Genomic DNA, 15,712 nt, shown 5'->3' on the forward strand with positions numbered 1-15,712 from the left:
TCACTTTTCGTGGCCGCGACGTGTGGTCCCCTTCCTCCCTGCACACCGTGGACGCACGCCATGAGCAAACTCCATCGCGACCACCCCGGCCTGGACGAGGCCGACACCCGCAAGGGCGAGCTGCGCAAGCCCGACGACCGCGACGACCAGCCCGGCCAGGGCGCGGACCTGACGCCGCCGCTGCGCGACACCGCACGCGATGCGGGCCATGAATCGCCCGATACGCAGGCGCCGCGCTGAATCCCACGGCGCCGCGTTGCACGCTAACTTAACGGCGGGCCCACTAGGCTCGTCGGCCGAAAGAGGGAGTGACATTGGTTGACGCAATTCCCGCGCGCCCGCCGCGGCAAGGCGGCATGGGTGGTCCGGCGGACGATCCGACCGTGCGCAGGCTCGATGACGAGGCCCGCCAGCTGGCGCTGCTCATCGGCAGCGTCACCGACTACGCGATCTACATGCTCGATGCCAACGGCTTCATCCGCAGCTGGAATCCCGGCGGCGAGCGGATCAAGGGCTACACGGACCTGGAGATCGTCGGCCAGCATTTCTCGCGCTTCTACACGCCCGAGGACGTGGTCCGCGGCGAACCGCAGCGCGGCCTGCAATGCGCGCGCACGCAGGGCAAGTTCGAAGCCGAGGGCTGGCGGCTGCGCAAGGACGGCACGCGTTTCCGCGCCAGCGTGGTGATCGATCCGATCTGGCAGGACGGCGAACTGATCGGCTACGCCAAGATCACGCGCGACGTGACCGAGCGCTACGAGGCGCAGGTGCGCCTGCAGGCCGCGCAGAAGGCGCTGGCGCAGTCGCAGAAGCTGGAGGCGATCGGCAAGCTGACCCTCGGCCTGGCCCACGACTTCAACAACCTGCTCACCGTGATCGTCAACAGCCTGGACCTGATCGGCCTGACCAGCGCGCAGGACACGCGCACGCTGGAATGGATCGAGGCCGCGCAGCGCGCCGCCGATCGCGGCACGCTGCTCACCCGCCAGCTGCTGACCTTCGCGCGCGGGCAGCACGTCGTGCCGGAACCGCACGACATCAATACGCTGCTGGGGCGCTCGGCGGAGATCTACCGCCGCGCGTGCGGCGCGACGATCCAGGTGGAATTCGAATTCGGCGACGACGCGCCGATGCTGGACGTGGACGCCACCCAATTCGAGGCGGCGGTGCTGAACCTCGTCGCCAACAGCCGCGACGCCATGCCCGCCGGCGGTACGATCACCGTGCGCACGCGCCGGGCGCGCTGTCCGGTGCCGGAAGCGCTGGACGAGGGCGAGCATGATTACGTGGTGGTGGAAGTGGTCGACCAGGGATCGGGGATGAGCGCGGAGGTCGTCGAGCGCGCCGCCGAGCCGTTCTTCACCACCAAGGAAGTCGGCAAGGGCAGCGGCCTCGGCCTGAGCCAGGTGTTCGGTTTCGCCGCGCAGTCGGGCGGCTTCGTGCAGTTGCACAGCGAGCCCGGCGTGGGCACGAAGGTGGCCATCCACCTGCCCGCCCGCCTGGCACGCAACGCCGATGGCGGAGATCGCGGCGATGTGTGACGTGCGCGTCCTGCTGGTGGACGACGAGGCCGACCTGCGCCTGCTCGTCGGCGAGGCGCTGCGCATCACCGGCTACAGCGTGAGCACCGCGGCCGACGGGCCGGAAGCGGTCGAGGCGATGGAGCGCGAGCGCTTCGACGTGGTGGTCAGCGACGTGAGCATGCCCAGGGGCATGTCGGGGATCGAACTGTCCGGCCATGCCGCGCGCCTGCAGCCGCACGCGCGGGTGATCCTCGCGTCCGGTTTCGCCCGCGCGCAGTTGCCGGTGCTGCCCTCGAACGTGATCTTCCTGCCCAAGCCCTACCGCATCCCGCAACTGCTGGCGCTGCTTCCGCAGCGGGCCGCATCGGGCGACGAGGCGGCATTGGCCGGAAGCTGAAGGTCGGGCCGTCGCGGCCGATACCGGAACAGGGCGCGGACGTCGCCTGCGCCGTGCGCTCACAACGTTGTCACCGGGGGGCGCACTGAATAGGATCGATTCCGGACACGCCGACCGCGACGCGATGCCCACAAGCGAACGTTCCCGTCCCGCCCGTCGCCGCACGCAGTCCGCCGCGGCCGTGCTGGCCTTCGGACTCGGCCTGGCCGTGGTGCTCGCCGCGACGCTGTTCGCGGTGGTCGTGGCCGATCGCGGCCACCGGCTCGAAGCCGCGCAGCGGCAGAACGTCGCCCTCGCCTCCGGCGCCGAACGGCTGGTATGGCTGCAACTGCGCAACCTCGAACGCGCCATGCGCGGCATCGCCGGCGACGTTGCACGCGTGAGCGAGGCGGCGCCGGAGCACGTGCCGGAACTGATCGGCCCGTTCTTCGAAGGCGTCGCGCAGCGCCAGCGGGAACTGGAAAGCCTGGAGCTCACCGACGCGCAGGGCCGTCCGCTCAGCGGCGGACGCGGCGAGCCCGGCCTGCCGCGGTGGCCCGATCGCCGCAACGCGCAGCCCCATCCGCAGACGATGTTCGTCGGTCCCCTGGAACGACGCGGCGGGCAGTGGCTGCTGCCGCTGGCCGTGCCGATGGACCAGGACCGCTGGATCGTCGCGCGCCTGCGCACCAGCGAGCTGCAGCGGATGATCCTGCTGCTGGACACCGACCGCACGCGCCTGATCCAGGTCGCCGGCAACGATGGCCGGCTGGTCGCCGACAGCCGCGGCGATCGTTACATCGGCGAGCCCGACGACACCGCCGTGCCGACGCAGGTCGAGCCGATGCCGATGGAAGTCGACGACGACGACCGTCGCGACGGCATCGAACGCATCACCGTCGCCGGCGCGGTGCCGGACTATCCGCTGCACGTGGACGTGGCGATCGCGCGCGCCCGCGTGCTCGCGCCGTGGTGGTGGCTGGTCGCGACGGGCGTCGTGCTGTACGCGCTGTACCTGGTCGGGCTCGTCTACCTGGTCCGCATGGTCCGGCGGAACGCGCGCGCCAACGCGCAGATGGTGCAGCGCCTGACCGAAGCCGCCGAGGGCCTGCGTCGCGCGCAGCAGCTCGGCCGCACCGGCACGTGGATCGCCGATCGCAGCGGCACGGTGTGCTGGTCCGAAGCCATCGCCGACCTGCTCGGCCTGCCGGCGGGGCAATCGGCGGCGACGGTCGAGGAGTTCTACCGGATCGTGCATCCCGACGACCGCGAGCACGTGCGCGAGCAGTTCAACCGGGCCTGGCGCGACGGCCAGCCGTATTCGCTGGATTACCGCATCATCCGCGCCGACGACGGCCGGGTGCGCTGGATGTCGGCGCGCGGCGCGGCCACCCTCGATGCCGACGGCACGTTGGAGATGGCCGGCACCGTTGCCGACGTCACCGACCGCATCGAGGCGCAGGCGGCGCTGGCCGAGACCGAACGCCAGTTCCGCATGCTGTTCCAGCGCAACCCGCTGCCATTCTGGGTGTTCGACGTGCAGACGCTGCGCTTCGTCGAGGTGAACCAGGCGGCGATCGAGCAGTACGGCTACACGCGCGAGGAATTCCTCGCCATGACCATCTTCGACATCCGTCCCGAGGAGCATCGCCAGGAAGTCGTCGCCGACCTCGCCCGCCACCACGCCGGCGAGCGCGACGAAGTGCGGCTGTGGGTGCACCGGCGCAAGGACGGCCGGCTGCTGGAAGTGCGCGTGCACGCCAGCGACATCGATTTCCGCGGGCGGCCCTGCCGCCTGGTGCTGTCGGAGGACGTCACCGACCGCATGGCGCAGCAGCGCGAACTGGCCTACCGCGCCAGCCACGACATGACCAGCGGCCTGCTCAATGCCGAGGCGCTGGCCGGTCGCGTCGGCGCCATGCCCGCCGGCCCCTGCCGCATCGCGTGCGTGCAGTTGCGCGGGCTGGAGCTGATCGAGGACAGCCTCGGCCGCGAAGCCGGCCACGACACGCTGCGCGTGATGGCCACGCGCATCGCGCGGCTGGGCGAACGCTTCGGCGCCGCCGGCCACGTGCGCGGCGACGAGTTCGCGCTCGTCGTATGCCCGGCGTCGTCATGGGACGAAGCGCTGGAATGCCTGCTGCAGGAACTGGTGCGCCCGATCCCCGGCGAGGACACGCTGCACCGGCTGGAATCGTGGATCGGCGTGGCCGACCTGCGCATCGGCGAAGGCGACGCCTCGCAGGCCATCGCCAACGCCGGACTCGCCGCGCACGTGGCGCGCACCGAGCATCGTCCGCTGGTGGTGTTCGAACCGGGCATGGCGCGCCACGCGAGCGACCGCCTGCGCCTGGCCGGACGCATCCATCGCGCGATCGACGCGGGCGAATTCGAGCTGCACTTCCAGATCCTGTGGGACGTGGCGTATTCGCGTCCGGCCGGGCTGGAAACGCTGATCCGCTGGCCGCAGGGCGCCGGCGACTACCTGCCGCCGTCGCAATTCATCGGTCTTTGCGAGGACACCGGCCTGATCGTGCCGCTGGGCCGCTGGGCCCTGCGCGAGGCCGCCGCCGCGCAGCGCCTGCTCGAACGCGCGGGCTTCGCCGGCCTGCCGGTGGCGGTGAACGTGTCGCTGATGCAGTTCCTCGACGGCGACATCGCGCACGACATCGAGGACGTGCTGCGCGAATACGCACTGCCGCGCGGTGCGCTGCACATCGAGCTGACCGAAAGCGTGCTGATGACGCGCCCGGAGCAGGCGCTGGACACGCTGCGGCGGCTGCGATCGTTCGGCGTGTGCCTGTCGCTGGACGACTTCGGCACGGGGTATTCGAGCATGTCGTACCTCAAGCAGCTGCCGCTGGACGCGATCAAGATCGACCAGTCCTTCGTGCACGACGTGCATCGCGACGAACGCAGCGCGTCGATCTGCCAGGCGCTGCTGGCGCTGGGTCACGGCCTGGGCCTGAAGGTCGTGGGCGAAGGCGTGGAAACCCAGGCGCAATACGAATGGCTCGCCATGCACGGCTGCAACCAGGTGCAGGGTTTCGGCATCCACCGTCCGGCGCCGCTGGTGCAGACGATCGAGCAGTTGCGCCAGATGCGCGAATGGCTGGACGGACCCTGGGTGGCGTCGGCAACGGAGCGGTAATCCCCCTGCCGTTGTAGCCCGGGTAAGCGCAGCGCACCCGGGGATGAGCGCAGCGAATCCTTGCATCGACCCTTCGCGAATGCGAGCACAGGCAACCCGGGTGCGCTGCGCTTACCCGGGCTACAAGAGCCGTGCGTGCAGACTCATCGCAACGCCGTCGCCCGCGACAGATCCTGCTGCACCGTCACCGCCTGTCCCGCCTCGATCCGCTCGCCGCCGCGCACGATCAGCCGGTCGCCCGGCTTCACCGCGCCGGCCACTTCGACCAGGCCATCGACTTCGGTCCCGGTGGACACCGGCAGACGTTCGGCCTTGTTGTCGGCCGCCACGCGCAGCACGTAATCGCCTTCGCGACGCAGGATCACCGCATCGCGCGGCACCGCGACGACCGAGCGCTTGCGCGCGCCCGGCATGCCGACGTCCACCGCGCTGCCGACGGGAAGCTCGCCGACGTCCATCGCGATGCGCAGTTCCAGCTGGCGCGAAGCCTCGTCGCCGACCGGCACCAGCGCGCTCACCGGATGCGTGCGGACGTCGGCGTCGCGCGTCTTCGCACCGGCGCGCACCTGCACCGGCGTGCCAACGGCGAGGTGCTCGGCCAGATCGACCGGCGCACGCACGCGCACCTCCTGCGCGCCGGTGTCGACGAGGCGCGCGACGGCGGCGCCGGTCTCGACGTATTCGCCCAGCTGCACCGAACGCTCGGCGACCACGCCGTCGAACGGCGCGCGCACCACCATCTGCGTGCGCTTGTGGCGCGTCTGCGCGAGCAGCGCCTGCGCACGCGCGCGTTCCTGCGCCAGCATGTCGCGGTCGGCGCGGAGTTGTTCGTACTGCGCACGCGCGATGTTCTGCTGCGCGGCGAGCTGCGCGTAACGCTGCTCCTGCCGCGCAGCCAGGTCCAGCTGCGCCTGGATGCGCGCCAGGTCCGCCTCGCCCTGCTGCTCCTGCAGGCGCAGCGCGGTGTCGTCGAGCACCGCCAGCGGCTCGCCCGCACGCACCTTCTGCCCGACTTCGACCACGCGCACGACGCGGCCGTCCTGTTCGCTGGCGACCTTCGCGTCGCGCCGGCTGATCACGCTGCCTGGCGCCCAGTGCACCGGCGCGAGCTCGGTGGTCACCGCGTTCGCCACGCCGACCACGGCGGGCGGTTCGTCGGGCTTTTCCGGCGGCGTCGCGTCGGCGTCCCACCGGATCAGCGGCACGAGCAGCACGGGAACCAGCGCGAGCAGCAGGATGATCCTGCCGGGCAGTCGGGACGGGGTCTTCATTGCATGCCTCCGGGGGAAGGACGAGGAACGAGTGGAGAGGAAGGAGAAGAAGCGGGGCGTCAGGAGCGGGTAAGCGGAGGCGCGGACCGGGACGCCGCAGCGTCACCCGTTTCCGGTTCCTCTGCGCTCGTTCCTCGCACCGCGCCTTCGAGCAACCGCAGCAGCGCCGGCACCAGCACGACGATGAACACCAGGCTCAACGCGACGCCGCCGACCGACACCGCCGCGAGGCCGCGATAGATCACCGCGCCGGGGCCGGGGTTGATCGCCATCGGCAGCGCGCCGAGCACGCCGGTGAGCGCGCCGATGAGGATCGGCCGAAGCCGCTGGTCGAGCGCCTGCTTCAGCGCATCCTCGAGCGTCGCGCCCGCCGCCTGTCCTTCGCGCGCCTGCGCGACCAGCAGGATCGCGTTGTTGATCACCATGCCCAGCAGCATGATGAAACCGATCATCGACAACAGGTCGAGCGTCTGTCCCGCGAACAGGTCCAGCACGCGCAGGCCGATCACGCCGCCGAGCACCGCCATCGGCAACGTCGCCATCACGTAGGCCGAATCGCGCAGCGACTTGAACATCGCCGCCATCAGCAGGAACAGCACCACCAGCGCCATCGCGAAGTTGGTGCCCATGCTGCGCACGACTTCGCCGAGGCGGTCGGCGCTGCCCGACACGCGGATCGCCGCATCGTCCGGCAATGCATCGCGCAGCACCGGCACGACGTCGTCCTCGACGATGCCGAGCGCTTCCTCCAGCGACATCGCCGGCGGCGGATCGACGGTGAGCGTCACCGTGCGGCGGCGATCGACACGCCGCACCTGGTTCGGCGCGAGCACGGTGTCGACCTGCGCGAGTTCGGCGAGGCTGAGCACGCCGCCGTTCGGCGTGGCCAGCGGCGCGGCGCCGAGGCGCTCCACGTCGTCCTCGCGATCGCTGCGAAGGATGATCGCAAGACGACGATCGCCATCGAAGTATTCGCCCAGCCATTGGCCATCGCCGAGCGCGCGCACGACGGTGGCGAGATCCGGCCGGCGCCAGCCCACCTCGGCGAGGCGGCGATCGTCGGGATTGATGCGCAGCTCCGGCGTGCCGGCGTCGGCGTTCGGCCACGCCTGCACGTTCGCGCCGGCGAACTTTTCGGTCAGAAGCTTGCGTCCGGTTTCGGCCGCGCGCGTGAGCGCGTCGCCATCGGCGTGCTGCAGGTGGATCGCGATCGCGCGCGCCGAACCGCCGAAGCTGCCGAACAGCTCGCCTTCGCTGGCGAACGCGCGCGTGTCGGGAAAGCCGACGGACACTTCGTCGCGCACGATGCGTTCGAGTTCGCCGATGTCGTCCGGATCGACCACGCGCGCGCCGAGCGTGCCGCCGCCGGGCCACAGGTTGAGGTACCAGTTGCTCAGTTGCGGGCCCTTCTCGCCGTCCATGTACGGCCGCATGCGCGCGAGCAGCGTCGGCGCGATCTCGGCGTTGACGCGCTCGGGACTCATGCCGGGCGGGAAATTGAAGAACGCGTCCACCGCCGCGCGCTTCACCGGCGGCAGGTAGTCGATCTTCGGCATCAACACGAGGGTGAGCACGATGGGCGCGACGACCAGCGCGCCGATCCACGCCAGCTGGTTGCGGCGCCCGCTCGTCACGCGCATCGCCCAGTCGCTGACGCCGACCCAGAAACGGTGCTGCTGTTGCTCGTGCGCGTCCTCGCGCTTGCGCAGCCACGAGCTCGCGGCGGCCGGCAGCACGGTGATCGCGATGAGCAGCGAGATGCCGACCGCGATCGAGATCGTCAGCGCCAGGTCGGCGAACAGCTGGCCTTCGACGTCGTCCATGAAGATCACCGGCAGGAACACGGCGATGGTGGTGAGCGTGGAGGCGACCAGCGCACCGCCGACCTGGCGCGTGCCTTCCAGCGCCGCCTGCGTGGCGGACATGCCCTCCTCGCGCAATCGCACGATGTTCTCGGCGACGACAACGGCCGCGTCCATCACCATGCCCACCGCGAACGCGAGGCCCGCGAGCGAGATCACGTTGAGGCTGCGGCCGGTGAGCTGCAGCACGATGAACGTGGCGAGCAGCGAGATGGGAATGGCGCACGCGATCAGCGCGGTGGCGCGCACGTCGCGCAGGAACCACCACAGGCAGCCCACCGCGAGCATCACGCCGGCACCGAGGCTGCCCGACAACAGGCCGATCGCGCGATTGATGAACACCGACGCATCGAAGCTCTGGCGGATGTCCAGGCCCTGCGGCGCGAGTTCCTTCACGCGGATTTCCTCGACCACGGCCTTCACGCGATCGAGCGTGTCGAGCACGTTCGCGCCGCTCTCGCGCAGGATGCGCAGGCCGATCGCGGGATTGCCGTTCTGGTAGGCGAAGAAACGCTGCTCGGGGCGTTTCACTTCGACGGTGGCGACATCGCCCAGCCGCACCGGCCGGCCGTCGCGCCAGGCGAGGATGAGGTTGCCGAGCGCTTCGGGGGAATAGCGCCCGGCGAACCTCAGAACGTATTCGCGACGGCCGGCCTCGACGACGCCGCCGGAGACGTCGGTCGCGCGCGCGGCGACGTCGGCGACCTGCGGCACCTGGATGCCCAGCGCGGCGGCGCGTTCCAGGTTCATGGTGATGGTGAGTTCTTCCGGCGCGCCGCCGTTGATCTCCACGCCGGCGACGCCTTCCACCGCGGACAGGCGCGGCACGATGCGGTCTTCGATCATCTGCCGTCGATCGAGGATGTCGCCGGGCGTGTCCGGCAGTTTCTGCACGAAGAAATAGGTGAGCGAGTTGTTCGCGTTGTCTGCGCCGGCCTGCACGACCGGCGGCGTGGCGTCGCGCGGCAGCGGCTGCAGGCGGTTCATGCGCGAGAGCACTTCCACCAGCATCGCGTCCATGTCGCTGCCGACGGCGAAGGTCAGGTTGATGAAACTGTTGCCGGCGTTGATGTTCGACTCGATTTCCTCCAGCCCCGGCAGGCCCTGCATCACCGCTTCGATGGGCTCGACGATTTCCGATTCCATCTCCTGCGGCGACGCGGCGCGCCAGCCGGTCTGGATCGACATCTGCGGGCGTTCGATGTCGGGAAACAGTTGCAACGGCAGCTTGAGCAGGCTCATGAGCCCGAACGCGCAGACCATCGCGACCGCCACCGCGACGGCGGCGGGATTGCGCAGCGAGGCTTGCGTGAGGTTCATGGCGCGGCTCCAGTCGAATGCCGCCGCACGATGCGCCCGCCGGACTTTGCCGGGATGGTCCGGAAGTCACGCGTGCGGGAGGTTTGCGATCAGTGGTTGAGTGGTCGCGGTGAAGCGTTGGGCGTGCGGTGGGGCGTTTCGTTGGTGCAACGTGCGTGCGTTGGGGGGAACCCAACCAATGGCACGGTGCGCTGCGCGTGGGTAGTCCATGGCGGCACCCCACGCTCGTCGTCATCCCGGCGGAGGCCCGGATGACGATCTTCTCGCGACGATGGCGATTGTTCCGTAGCCCGGGTAAGCGCAGCGCACCCGGGGCGGAGAAGCAACCGCGTTCCCGGGTGCGCTGCGCTTACCCGGGCTACAACATCAGGCGAACAACGCGAGCCGGAAACACAAGCCCCGCTCAGATCAACAACGCCAGCTTGTCCCGGTGCGTCCGCGACAGCTTCAGCTCCTGTCCGCAATCCAGCCGCAGGAAGCCCTCGCCGTTCGTATGCGGTCGCAGCTCGACCACGCGGCGTGCGTTCACGATGGTCGAACGATGGATGCGCGGGAACCGCTGCGGGTCCAGCTGTTTCTCCAGCTCGCGCATCGTCGCGCGCAGCACCAGCGTTTCGCCCTGTTGTGCGTTGCGGTCCGCCGGGGCGTCGGTGTGGATGCACATGTAATCCCCGGCCGCGTCGATCCAGCGGATGCTCGCCAGGTCCACGCGCACCGTGCGACCGCCGTCGCGCACGGCGAGCTTGTCGTCGCGACGCAGCTGTTCCAGCGCATCGGGCTTCAGCGCTTCGTCCAGGTCGAGCAGCGGCCGGCCGCTCAACTCGCCCAGCAATCCCAGCAGGTGCGCGCAATGACCGCTCGCCTCGCGTTGCGAACGCGCCTGCTGCACGCGCGCCAGCGCCTGCGCCAGGCGCGTTTCCTCGACGGGCTTGAGCAGGTAGTCGGTCGCCGAGGCCTCGAACGCCCGGATCGCGTAGTGGTCGTACGCGGTGACGAACACCACCAGCGGCATCTCGTGCGCCGGGATGCTGCGCAGCGTCTCGAAGCCGTCCATGCCCGGCATCTGCACGTCGAGGAAGACGAGGTCGGGACGATGCTCGCGCAGGCCGGCGATCGCGGCGTGGCCGTCGCCGTACTGGCCGACGATCTCCACTTCCGGATGCGCCTGCAGGCGGATTTCCAGCCCGCGTCGCGCCAGCGGTTCGTCGTCGACGATCAAGGCGCGCAGCGGCGTGCGCTGCGCGGGATCGAGCGGGTGTTCGCGTTCGGCGACACGACCGCCTGCGGCACGACCATGAACGGCCCGGTCCATATTCATTCTCCGCCCAGTTCGCGGGTGTCGAACGGCAGCCGCAGTTCGACTTCGATGCCGCGTTCGCGATTGCGCACGGCGAAGCTGCTGGCGTCGCCGTACAGCACGTTCAGACGCTCGCGCGTGTTGCGCAGGCCGACGCCCTTGCCGGGCGGCAGCTGGTTGCCTTCCAGGCTGGAGCACCCGGGGCCATCGTCGATCACGCGCAGCACCAGCTGGTCGCCATCGCGTTCGGCCTCGATGCGAAGCAGCCCGCCGGCGACCTGCTTGGCGACGGCGTACTTGATCGCGTTCTCCACCAGCGGCTGCATCAGCAGACTGGGAAGCAGCGCGCGCCAGCAGTCCTCGTCGATGTCGGTCTCGATGCGCAGGCGCTCGGCGAAGCGGATCTTCTCGATGTCCAGGTAGAGCGTGAGCGCGTCCAGTTCCTGTCGCAGGGTGACGCGCTGCATGGGATCGTTGTCGAGCGAATGCCGCAGGAACGCCGAAAGTCCCTGCACCATCCGGTTCGCGGTGGCGTTGTCGCGATCGAGCACCAGCGTGGAGATCGCGTTGAGCGTGTTGAACAGGAAATGCGGATTGAGCTGGTAACGCAGCATCTTCAGCTGCGCCTGGTGCGCCATCGTGCGTGCGGCGAGCGCGCGTTGCGTTTCGTCCTGCAGCTGGCGGTAGTACTTGATGCCCAGGTACAGCCCGACCCACGCCAGCACCACGTAGATGTAGGTCAGCGAATAGGCGATGTAGGCGACGCGGCTGGTCGGCGCGCAGGTGTCGCAGAAGCGCACCAGCATCGCGCGCGTGGTCAGGTCCATCACCGCCGAGCAGGCGAGGATCGGCACGATCATCGTCATCAGCAGCTTGCTCGGCGACAGCCCCCAGCACGCGCGCAGCAGGTAGCGCAGGCCGAGCGTGACGACGAAGCCGGTGCAGGCGGCGGTGAAGGGGACGATCCAGTAGCCGGACGGTTTCCCGTAGGCGATCGCCGCCAGCCAGCTCTGGCCGAAATAACCGAGCCAGCCGGCGCCGTGGAAGATCCAGAACAGGTGCTGGCGGGGCAGGTCCAGCGGATGGGTCGCGGTGATGGCCATGGGTGCCGCAGGAACTTGGGACGCGTCAGGCGATCCTAGCCGGTCGGCGGGCGCGCGAGGGAACGGCTCGTCGGCGGTGGGGCACGGTTCGCCGCGGCGGGGCGTTGAGCCCCTCTCCCTCCGGCGACCGGAGGGAGTGCAGAGCTGAGAGGGGACGTCCGATCACGTTCGCGCTCACGATACCGCTTCTACAAGGGCGACGAAGGCTGGTTGAGCGGCTTCGGCTTCACCCTCCCCTTCCGCCGTTCATCGATCACCGCGGTGATCAGCGCCCCCACGAACACGATCAGCGCCGCGTAGTACACCCACACCAGCGCCAGCACCAGCGCGCCCATAGAGCCGTAGGCCGAACCGGGGTTCGACCGTTCCAGGTACCAGCCGATCAGCCAGCGTCCCAACACGAACAGCAGCGCGGTGATCGCGCCGCCGCCGAACGCGCGCTTCCAGCCGACCGAGCGGTCCGGCAGGTAGTGGTACATCAATGCGAAGCTGAGCGCGTAGACGCACCACGTCGCCGCATTCATCACGATCGGCAGCGCCCACTCCACCCGCGAGAACGCCAGCTGCACCAGCGTCGAAACCGTCATCGACACCAGCAGCAGGAAGCCCATCGCCAGCACCAGGCCCATCGAGAACACGCGCTTGCGCAGCCACGCCATCGCACCGGCGAGCCGCGTCGCATCGGTGCGGAAGATCTTGTTGAGCACGTCCTGCAACTGCGCGAACACCGCGGTCGCGCCGATGAACAGCAACGCGACGCTCCACCAGCCGGCGATCGAACCGGTGTCGGGGCGATCGCGCGCATTGTCGACGACGGTGCGCGCCACCCGCTCCGCCTCGCCGCCGGCGAGCAGGCCGATCTGCTGCATCAGCGATTCCTGCGCCCCCGGCAGCAGCGCGCTGGTGAGCCACACCAGGATCAGCAGCAGCGGCGCCAGCGACAGCATCGCGTACAACGCGAGCGCGGCGGCCTGCGCCATCAGTTCGGTGTCGACGAATCGGCGGATGAGGTCGGCCGGCAGGCTGCCCTGCGCGCGCCGCACCAGCGCCTGCATCGCGGGCCGGCGGAAGGACTGCCCGCGGTCGGGCTCGGTGCGTCGCGGCGCGGTGGGGTCGAGCTTTTCGGCGGTGGTCTCGACCGGGGTCTTCTCGGTGTTTTCTGCCATCACGGGAGGAATAGCGCGGCGGGCGTGAAGTCCGTATGCCGACCGGTGTGTTTACCGTAAGGACGCTCCGGCCGTTGTAGCCCGGGTAAGCGAAGCGCACCCGGGGGATCTCGCGTGTCCCCGGGGGCGGCCTTCGCCCTTGCCCGGGCGACAAGAACGCGCCGCGATCAGGCAGCGACGCGACCGCCGCTACGATGCCCTCATGCCCATCGAACCCCTGCCCCGCCGCTTCTACGCCCACGACTCCCGCGATGTCGCCCCGCAACTGCTCAACAAGGTGATCGTCACCGCCGACGGCCGCATCGGACGCATCGTCGAAGTCGAGGCCTACCGCGGCGGCGAGGACCCGGCCGCGCATTCGTTCCGTGGCCCGACGAAGCGCACGCAGGTGATGTTCGGCCCGCCCGGGCATCTGTACGTGTATTTCATCTACGGCATGCATTGGGCGATCAACGCCGTCTGCGGCGGCCCGGCCGGGCATGCGGTGCTGATCCGTGCGTTGTCGCCGCTGGAAGGCGTCGACCGCATGCGTCGCGCGCGCGGGATGGACGACGTCCGCCTGCTCGCCAGCGGCCCCGGCCGCCTCGCGCAGGCGATGGGCCTGAGCGGCGTGCATAACGGCGTGGACATCACCGACGTTTCCTCGCCGGTGTGGTTCGGCGACGACGGCACGCCGCCGCCGCGCGAGCCGGTGGCGTCGCCGCGCATCGGGATCAGCAAGGCGGTGGACGAGCCTTGGCGATGGCACGTGGCGGCCGATCCGCATGTGTCGAAGGGCGGCAGGCCGAGGGCGCGGAAGAAGGCGTGACGCGCGCAAGAAGAAGCCCCGCATCGCGGGGCTTCTTCGTGTTCCGATCGAACCGGCAGGTCGCTCGTCTTCGACTCAACTCGAAACGCGGCAGCCCTGCACGAACACCTTGTTGTCCGTCTCGATGCCCCAGCGGCCGTCCATCTCGCGGCAGCCGGCGGTCCATGAGCCGACGAGGACGCCCTCGTCGTCGTAATACAGCCATGTGCCCTGCCAGTTCGCGCTGGCGCCGAACGAGGTGAGGCCCACCAGCGCAGCCAACGCGAGGATCCTGAAACGACGCATGCTCATCTCCTTTGATGTCGCGGCAAGGTTCCGCCCGCGCACCGTAGGCGATGACGCGGGCCGGTTTTGTTAACCAGCCCGCAGTCCGCGCGTGAATGCTTCTTCACATGGCAAGCGCTTTCAGTCGTACTGCGCCGTCTTCACCAGCATGTGCTTGGCGAGCAGCGCGTGCAGGTAGCCCACGCCGCGCGCGACGTGCAGCGTGACGAACAGCAGCAGCACGCCGGCCAGCATTACGAAGGGCCACATCCACGGTTCGCCGTCGACGGCGAGATACCAGTTGTCGACCACCAGGTCGCTGCCCAGGCCGAGCATCAGCCCCACCGGCGCGGCGATCAGCGACAGCGACACGGCCAGGCAGGTCACCGCGATGGTGAAGTACGCCACGCCCAGCGGCAGCATGAACAGGAAATACAGCTGCGTCGCCCAGATGCGCGGATCGGTGAACAGCTCGCCGATGCGCTTGAGCAACGGCTGTCCGCGGCTGCTGTAGAGCGGACGTCGCGGCATGCGTTCGCCGAGCATCGCCTCGACGATGCGGCCTTCCACCAGCGACAGCACGCGGATCGAACCGAAGTACAGGATCACGAACGGCACGCCGATGATCAGCACCGCCAGGCCCGCCGACAGCGACAGCCCGGTCACCACCCAGGTGAAGTAAAAGATGCCGATCGCCAGCGAGAGCAGCATGTAGAACAGCGCGCCGTACGTGCGCGGTTCGGCGATCACGCCGAAGAAATGGCCCATCCACGAGCGGCGCGGCTTCGGCGCCGGCGGACGCAGCGCGGTCTGCACCTTCACTTCGGTATCGCGGTAGATGTCGGCCACTTCGTCCGGCGCGCCGTAGCTGCCGGCGACGGCGACGATCACGTCCGCCTCGCTTTTCCCGGGGTTTTCCGCAAGTTCCGAACGCAGGTATTCCTCGGCGTCGTACAGCGCGTCCTGCACCAGCGCGGGATCGGCGCCGGCGAGCGAGCGGCGCAGGTGTTCGAGGTATTCGGGGATCGTCGTCGGCAGTCCGCCGGGACGGGCATCGATGCTCGGATTGAAGGCGTTCATGGCTCAAGTCCCCCCAGGACGGAATCGACACTGTCGCGGGTCGCGCGCCAGGCGGCGGCCCATTCGTGCAGCACCGTGCGGCCGGCATCGGTGATGCGGTAATAACGCCGCGGCGGGCCGGTCATCGACGGCTCGACATGGCTGTCCAGCAACCCCGCCCCTTCGAGGTTGCGCAGCACCGGATACAGCGCGCTCTGCTTGCCGGCGAGCACGCCGCCGCCGATGCGTTCGAGCTGCTTGGCGATCTGGTATCCGTACAGCGGCTCGCCCGCCGAAGCGAGCACCGCCAGCAGCGCCAGCGACACGGTGCCGGCGCTGAGCTCCTTCTGGAATTTCCGCAGCTGGACGTCGGGGTCGGTCATGTCGGTCGGGCCGGTAGGCTGGACTCAACACTACTGTGAAGTTCCATATACCGAACCTGCCATTAGTCACGCGCCTTGCCGGCATCTCCACCGTGCGGCTGCTATCACGGGCCTCGACGCCGCACGGGT

At 69.5% G+C, this 15,712-nt stretch carries 13 protein-coding genes; 5 read left to right on the forward strand and 8 right to left on the reverse strand.

The window, feature by feature from the left end; genetic code table 11:
* The first annotated feature begins 60 nt into the window (after positions 1 to 60).
* The 4 genes from I4U41_RS11225 (at position 61) to I4U41_RS11240 (ending at position 5,050) form a co-directional block, all read left to right on the forward strand.
* The gene (locus I4U41_RS11225; RefSeq protein ID WP_206861195.1) at positions 61 to 240 is read left to right on the forward strand and encodes a hypothetical protein; all 180 of its coding nucleotides are present in this window, start codon (positions 61 to 63) and stop codon (positions 238 to 240) included.
* 116 nt (positions 241 to 356) lie between these two features.
* Positions 357 to 1,541: a two-component system sensor histidine kinase NtrB gene (locus I4U41_RS11230; protein ID WP_206861196.1), complete on the forward strand. Its 1,185-nt coding sequence runs from the start codon at positions 357 to 359 to the stop codon at positions 1,539 to 1,541.
* Positions 1,534 to 1,920, forward strand: a complete 387-nt coding sequence (locus tag I4U41_RS11235; RefSeq protein WP_206861197.1) for a response regulator — start codon at positions 1,534 to 1,536, stop codon at positions 1,918 to 1,920. Before I4U41_RS11230 ends, I4U41_RS11235 begins: the two co-directional genes overlap by 8 nt.
* Positions 1,921 to 2,044: 124 nt before the next feature.
* Positions 2,045 to 5,050, forward strand: a complete 3,006-nt coding sequence (locus tag I4U41_RS11240; protein ID WP_206861198.1) for a bifunctional diguanylate cyclase/phosphodiesterase — start codon at positions 2,045 to 2,047, stop codon at positions 5,048 to 5,050.
* Positions 5,051 to 5,193: 143 nt separating this feature from the next.
* Here I4U41_RS11240 and I4U41_RS11245 read toward each other — a convergent pair whose 3' ends face one another.
* The 5 genes from I4U41_RS11245 to I4U41_RS11265 all read right to left on the reverse strand — a co-directional run bounded on the left by I4U41_RS11245 (position 5,194) and on the right by I4U41_RS11265 (position 13,069).
* Complete coding sequence (locus I4U41_RS11245) at positions 5,194 to 6,321, reverse strand: efflux RND transporter periplasmic adaptor subunit (RefSeq protein WP_206861199.1); 1,128 nt, start codon at positions 6,319 to 6,321, stop codon at positions 5,194 to 5,196.
* Between the two features lie 59 nt (positions 6,322 to 6,380).
* Positions 6,381 to 9,503 (reverse strand): efflux RND transporter permease subunit, encoded by a 3,123-nt coding sequence (locus I4U41_RS11250; RefSeq protein ID WP_206861200.1) that lies wholly within the window; start codon positions 9,501 to 9,503, stop codon positions 6,381 to 6,383.
* A 403-nt stretch (positions 9,504 to 9,906) separates the two neighbouring features.
* Positions 9,907 to 10,815 carry a LytR/AlgR family response regulator transcription factor gene (locus tag I4U41_RS11255; RefSeq protein WP_206861201.1) on the reverse strand — a complete coding sequence of 303 codons (909 nt, stop codon included), beginning with the start codon at positions 10,813 to 10,815 and terminating at the stop codon, positions 9,907 to 9,909.
* A 2-nt stretch (positions 10,816 to 10,817) separates the two neighbouring features.
* The gene (locus I4U41_RS11260; protein WP_206861202.1) at positions 10,818 to 11,903 is read right to left on the reverse strand and encodes a sensor histidine kinase; all 1,086 of its coding nucleotides are present in this window, start codon (positions 11,901 to 11,903) and stop codon (positions 10,818 to 10,820) included.
* Positions 11,904 to 12,091: 188 nt separating this feature from the next.
* Positions 12,092 to 13,069, reverse strand: a complete 978-nt coding sequence (locus I4U41_RS11265) for a YihY/virulence factor BrkB family protein (protein WP_425492541.1) — start codon at positions 13,067 to 13,069, stop codon at positions 12,092 to 12,094.
* Between the two features lie 202 nt (positions 13,070 to 13,271).
* Between I4U41_RS11265 and I4U41_RS11270 the strand changes: the two genes are divergently transcribed.
* A complete protein-coding gene (locus tag I4U41_RS11270) occupies positions 13,272 to 13,877 on the forward strand; it encodes a DNA-3-methyladenine glycosylase (RefSeq protein ID WP_206861203.1) in 606 nt (201 codons plus the stop codon).
* Between the two features lie 75 nt (positions 13,878 to 13,952).
* Here the strand turns inward: I4U41_RS11270 and I4U41_RS11275 are convergent, their stop codons facing one another.
* The 3 genes from I4U41_RS11275 to I4U41_RS11285 all read right to left on the reverse strand — a co-directional run bounded on the left by I4U41_RS11275 (position 13,953) and on the right by I4U41_RS11285 (position 15,583).
* On the reverse strand, positions 13,953 to 14,162 hold the full coding sequence (locus I4U41_RS11275; protein ID WP_206861204.1) for a DUF6289 family protein: 210 nt from the start codon (positions 14,160 to 14,162) through the stop codon (positions 13,953 to 13,955).
* A 120-nt stretch (positions 14,163 to 14,282) separates the two neighbouring features.
* On the reverse strand, positions 14,283 to 15,221 hold the full coding sequence (locus tag I4U41_RS11280; RefSeq protein WP_206861205.1) for a sensor domain-containing protein: 939 nt from the start codon (positions 15,219 to 15,221) through the stop codon (positions 14,283 to 14,285).
* The gene (locus I4U41_RS11285) at positions 15,218 to 15,583 is read right to left on the reverse strand and encodes a PadR family transcriptional regulator (protein ID WP_206861206.1); all 366 of its coding nucleotides are present in this window, start codon (positions 15,581 to 15,583) and stop codon (positions 15,218 to 15,220) included. Before I4U41_RS11285 ends, I4U41_RS11280 begins: the two co-directional genes overlap by 4 nt.
* Positions 15,584 to 15,712: the final 129 nt, after the last annotated feature.

This window comes from Lysobacter changpingensis (assembly GCF_017308985.1).
GTDB classification, from domain to species: domain Bacteria; phylum Pseudomonadota; class Gammaproteobacteria; order Xanthomonadales; family Xanthomonadaceae; genus Lysobacter_J; species Lysobacter_J changpingensis.

Coding starts and splice junctions, on each gene's coding strand:
- I4U41_RS11225 (WP_206861195.1), top strand. CDS start 61: ATGAGCAAACTCCATCGCGACCACCCCGGCCTGGACGAGGCCGACACC.
- I4U41_RS11230 (WP_206861196.1), top strand. CDS start 357: ATGGGTGGTCCGGCGGACGATCCGACCGTGCGCAGGCTCGATGACGAG.
- I4U41_RS11235 (WP_206861197.1), top strand. CDS start 1,534: ATGTGTGACGTGCGCGTCCTGCTGGTGGACGACGAGGCCGACCTGCGC.
- I4U41_RS11240 (WP_206861198.1), top strand. CDS start 2,045: ATGCCCACAAGCGAACGTTCCCGTCCCGCCCGTCGCCGCACGCAGTCC.
- I4U41_RS11245 (WP_206861199.1), bottom strand. CDS start 6,321: ATGAAGACCCCGTCCCGACTGCCCGGCAGGATCATCCTGCTGCTCGCG.
- I4U41_RS11250 (WP_206861200.1), bottom strand. CDS start 9,503: ATGAACCTCACGCAAGCCTCGCTGCGCAATCCCGCCGCCGTCGCGGTG.
- I4U41_RS11255 (WP_206861201.1), bottom strand. CDS start 10,815: ATGGACCGGGCCGTTCATGGTCGTGCCGCAGGCGGTCGTGTCGCCGAA.
- I4U41_RS11260 (WP_206861202.1), bottom strand. CDS start 11,903: ATGGCCATCACCGCGACCCATCCGCTGGACCTGCCCCGCCAGCACCTG.
- I4U41_RS11265 (WP_425492541.1), bottom strand. CDS start 13,069: ATGGCAGAAAACACCGAGAAGACCCCGGTCGAGACCACCGCCGAAAAG.
- I4U41_RS11270 (WP_206861203.1), top strand. CDS start 13,272: ATGCCCATCGAACCCCTGCCCCGCCGCTTCTACGCCCACGACTCCCGC.
- I4U41_RS11275 (WP_206861204.1), bottom strand. CDS start 14,162: ATGCGTCGTTTCAGGATCCTCGCGTTGGCTGCGCTGGTGGGCCTCACC.
- I4U41_RS11280 (WP_206861205.1), bottom strand. CDS start 15,221: ATGAACGCCTTCAATCCGAGCATCGATGCCCGTCCCGGCGGACTGCCG.
- I4U41_RS11285 (WP_206861206.1), bottom strand. CDS start 15,583: ATGACCGACCCCGACGTCCAGCTGCGGAAATTCCAGAAGGAGCTCAGC.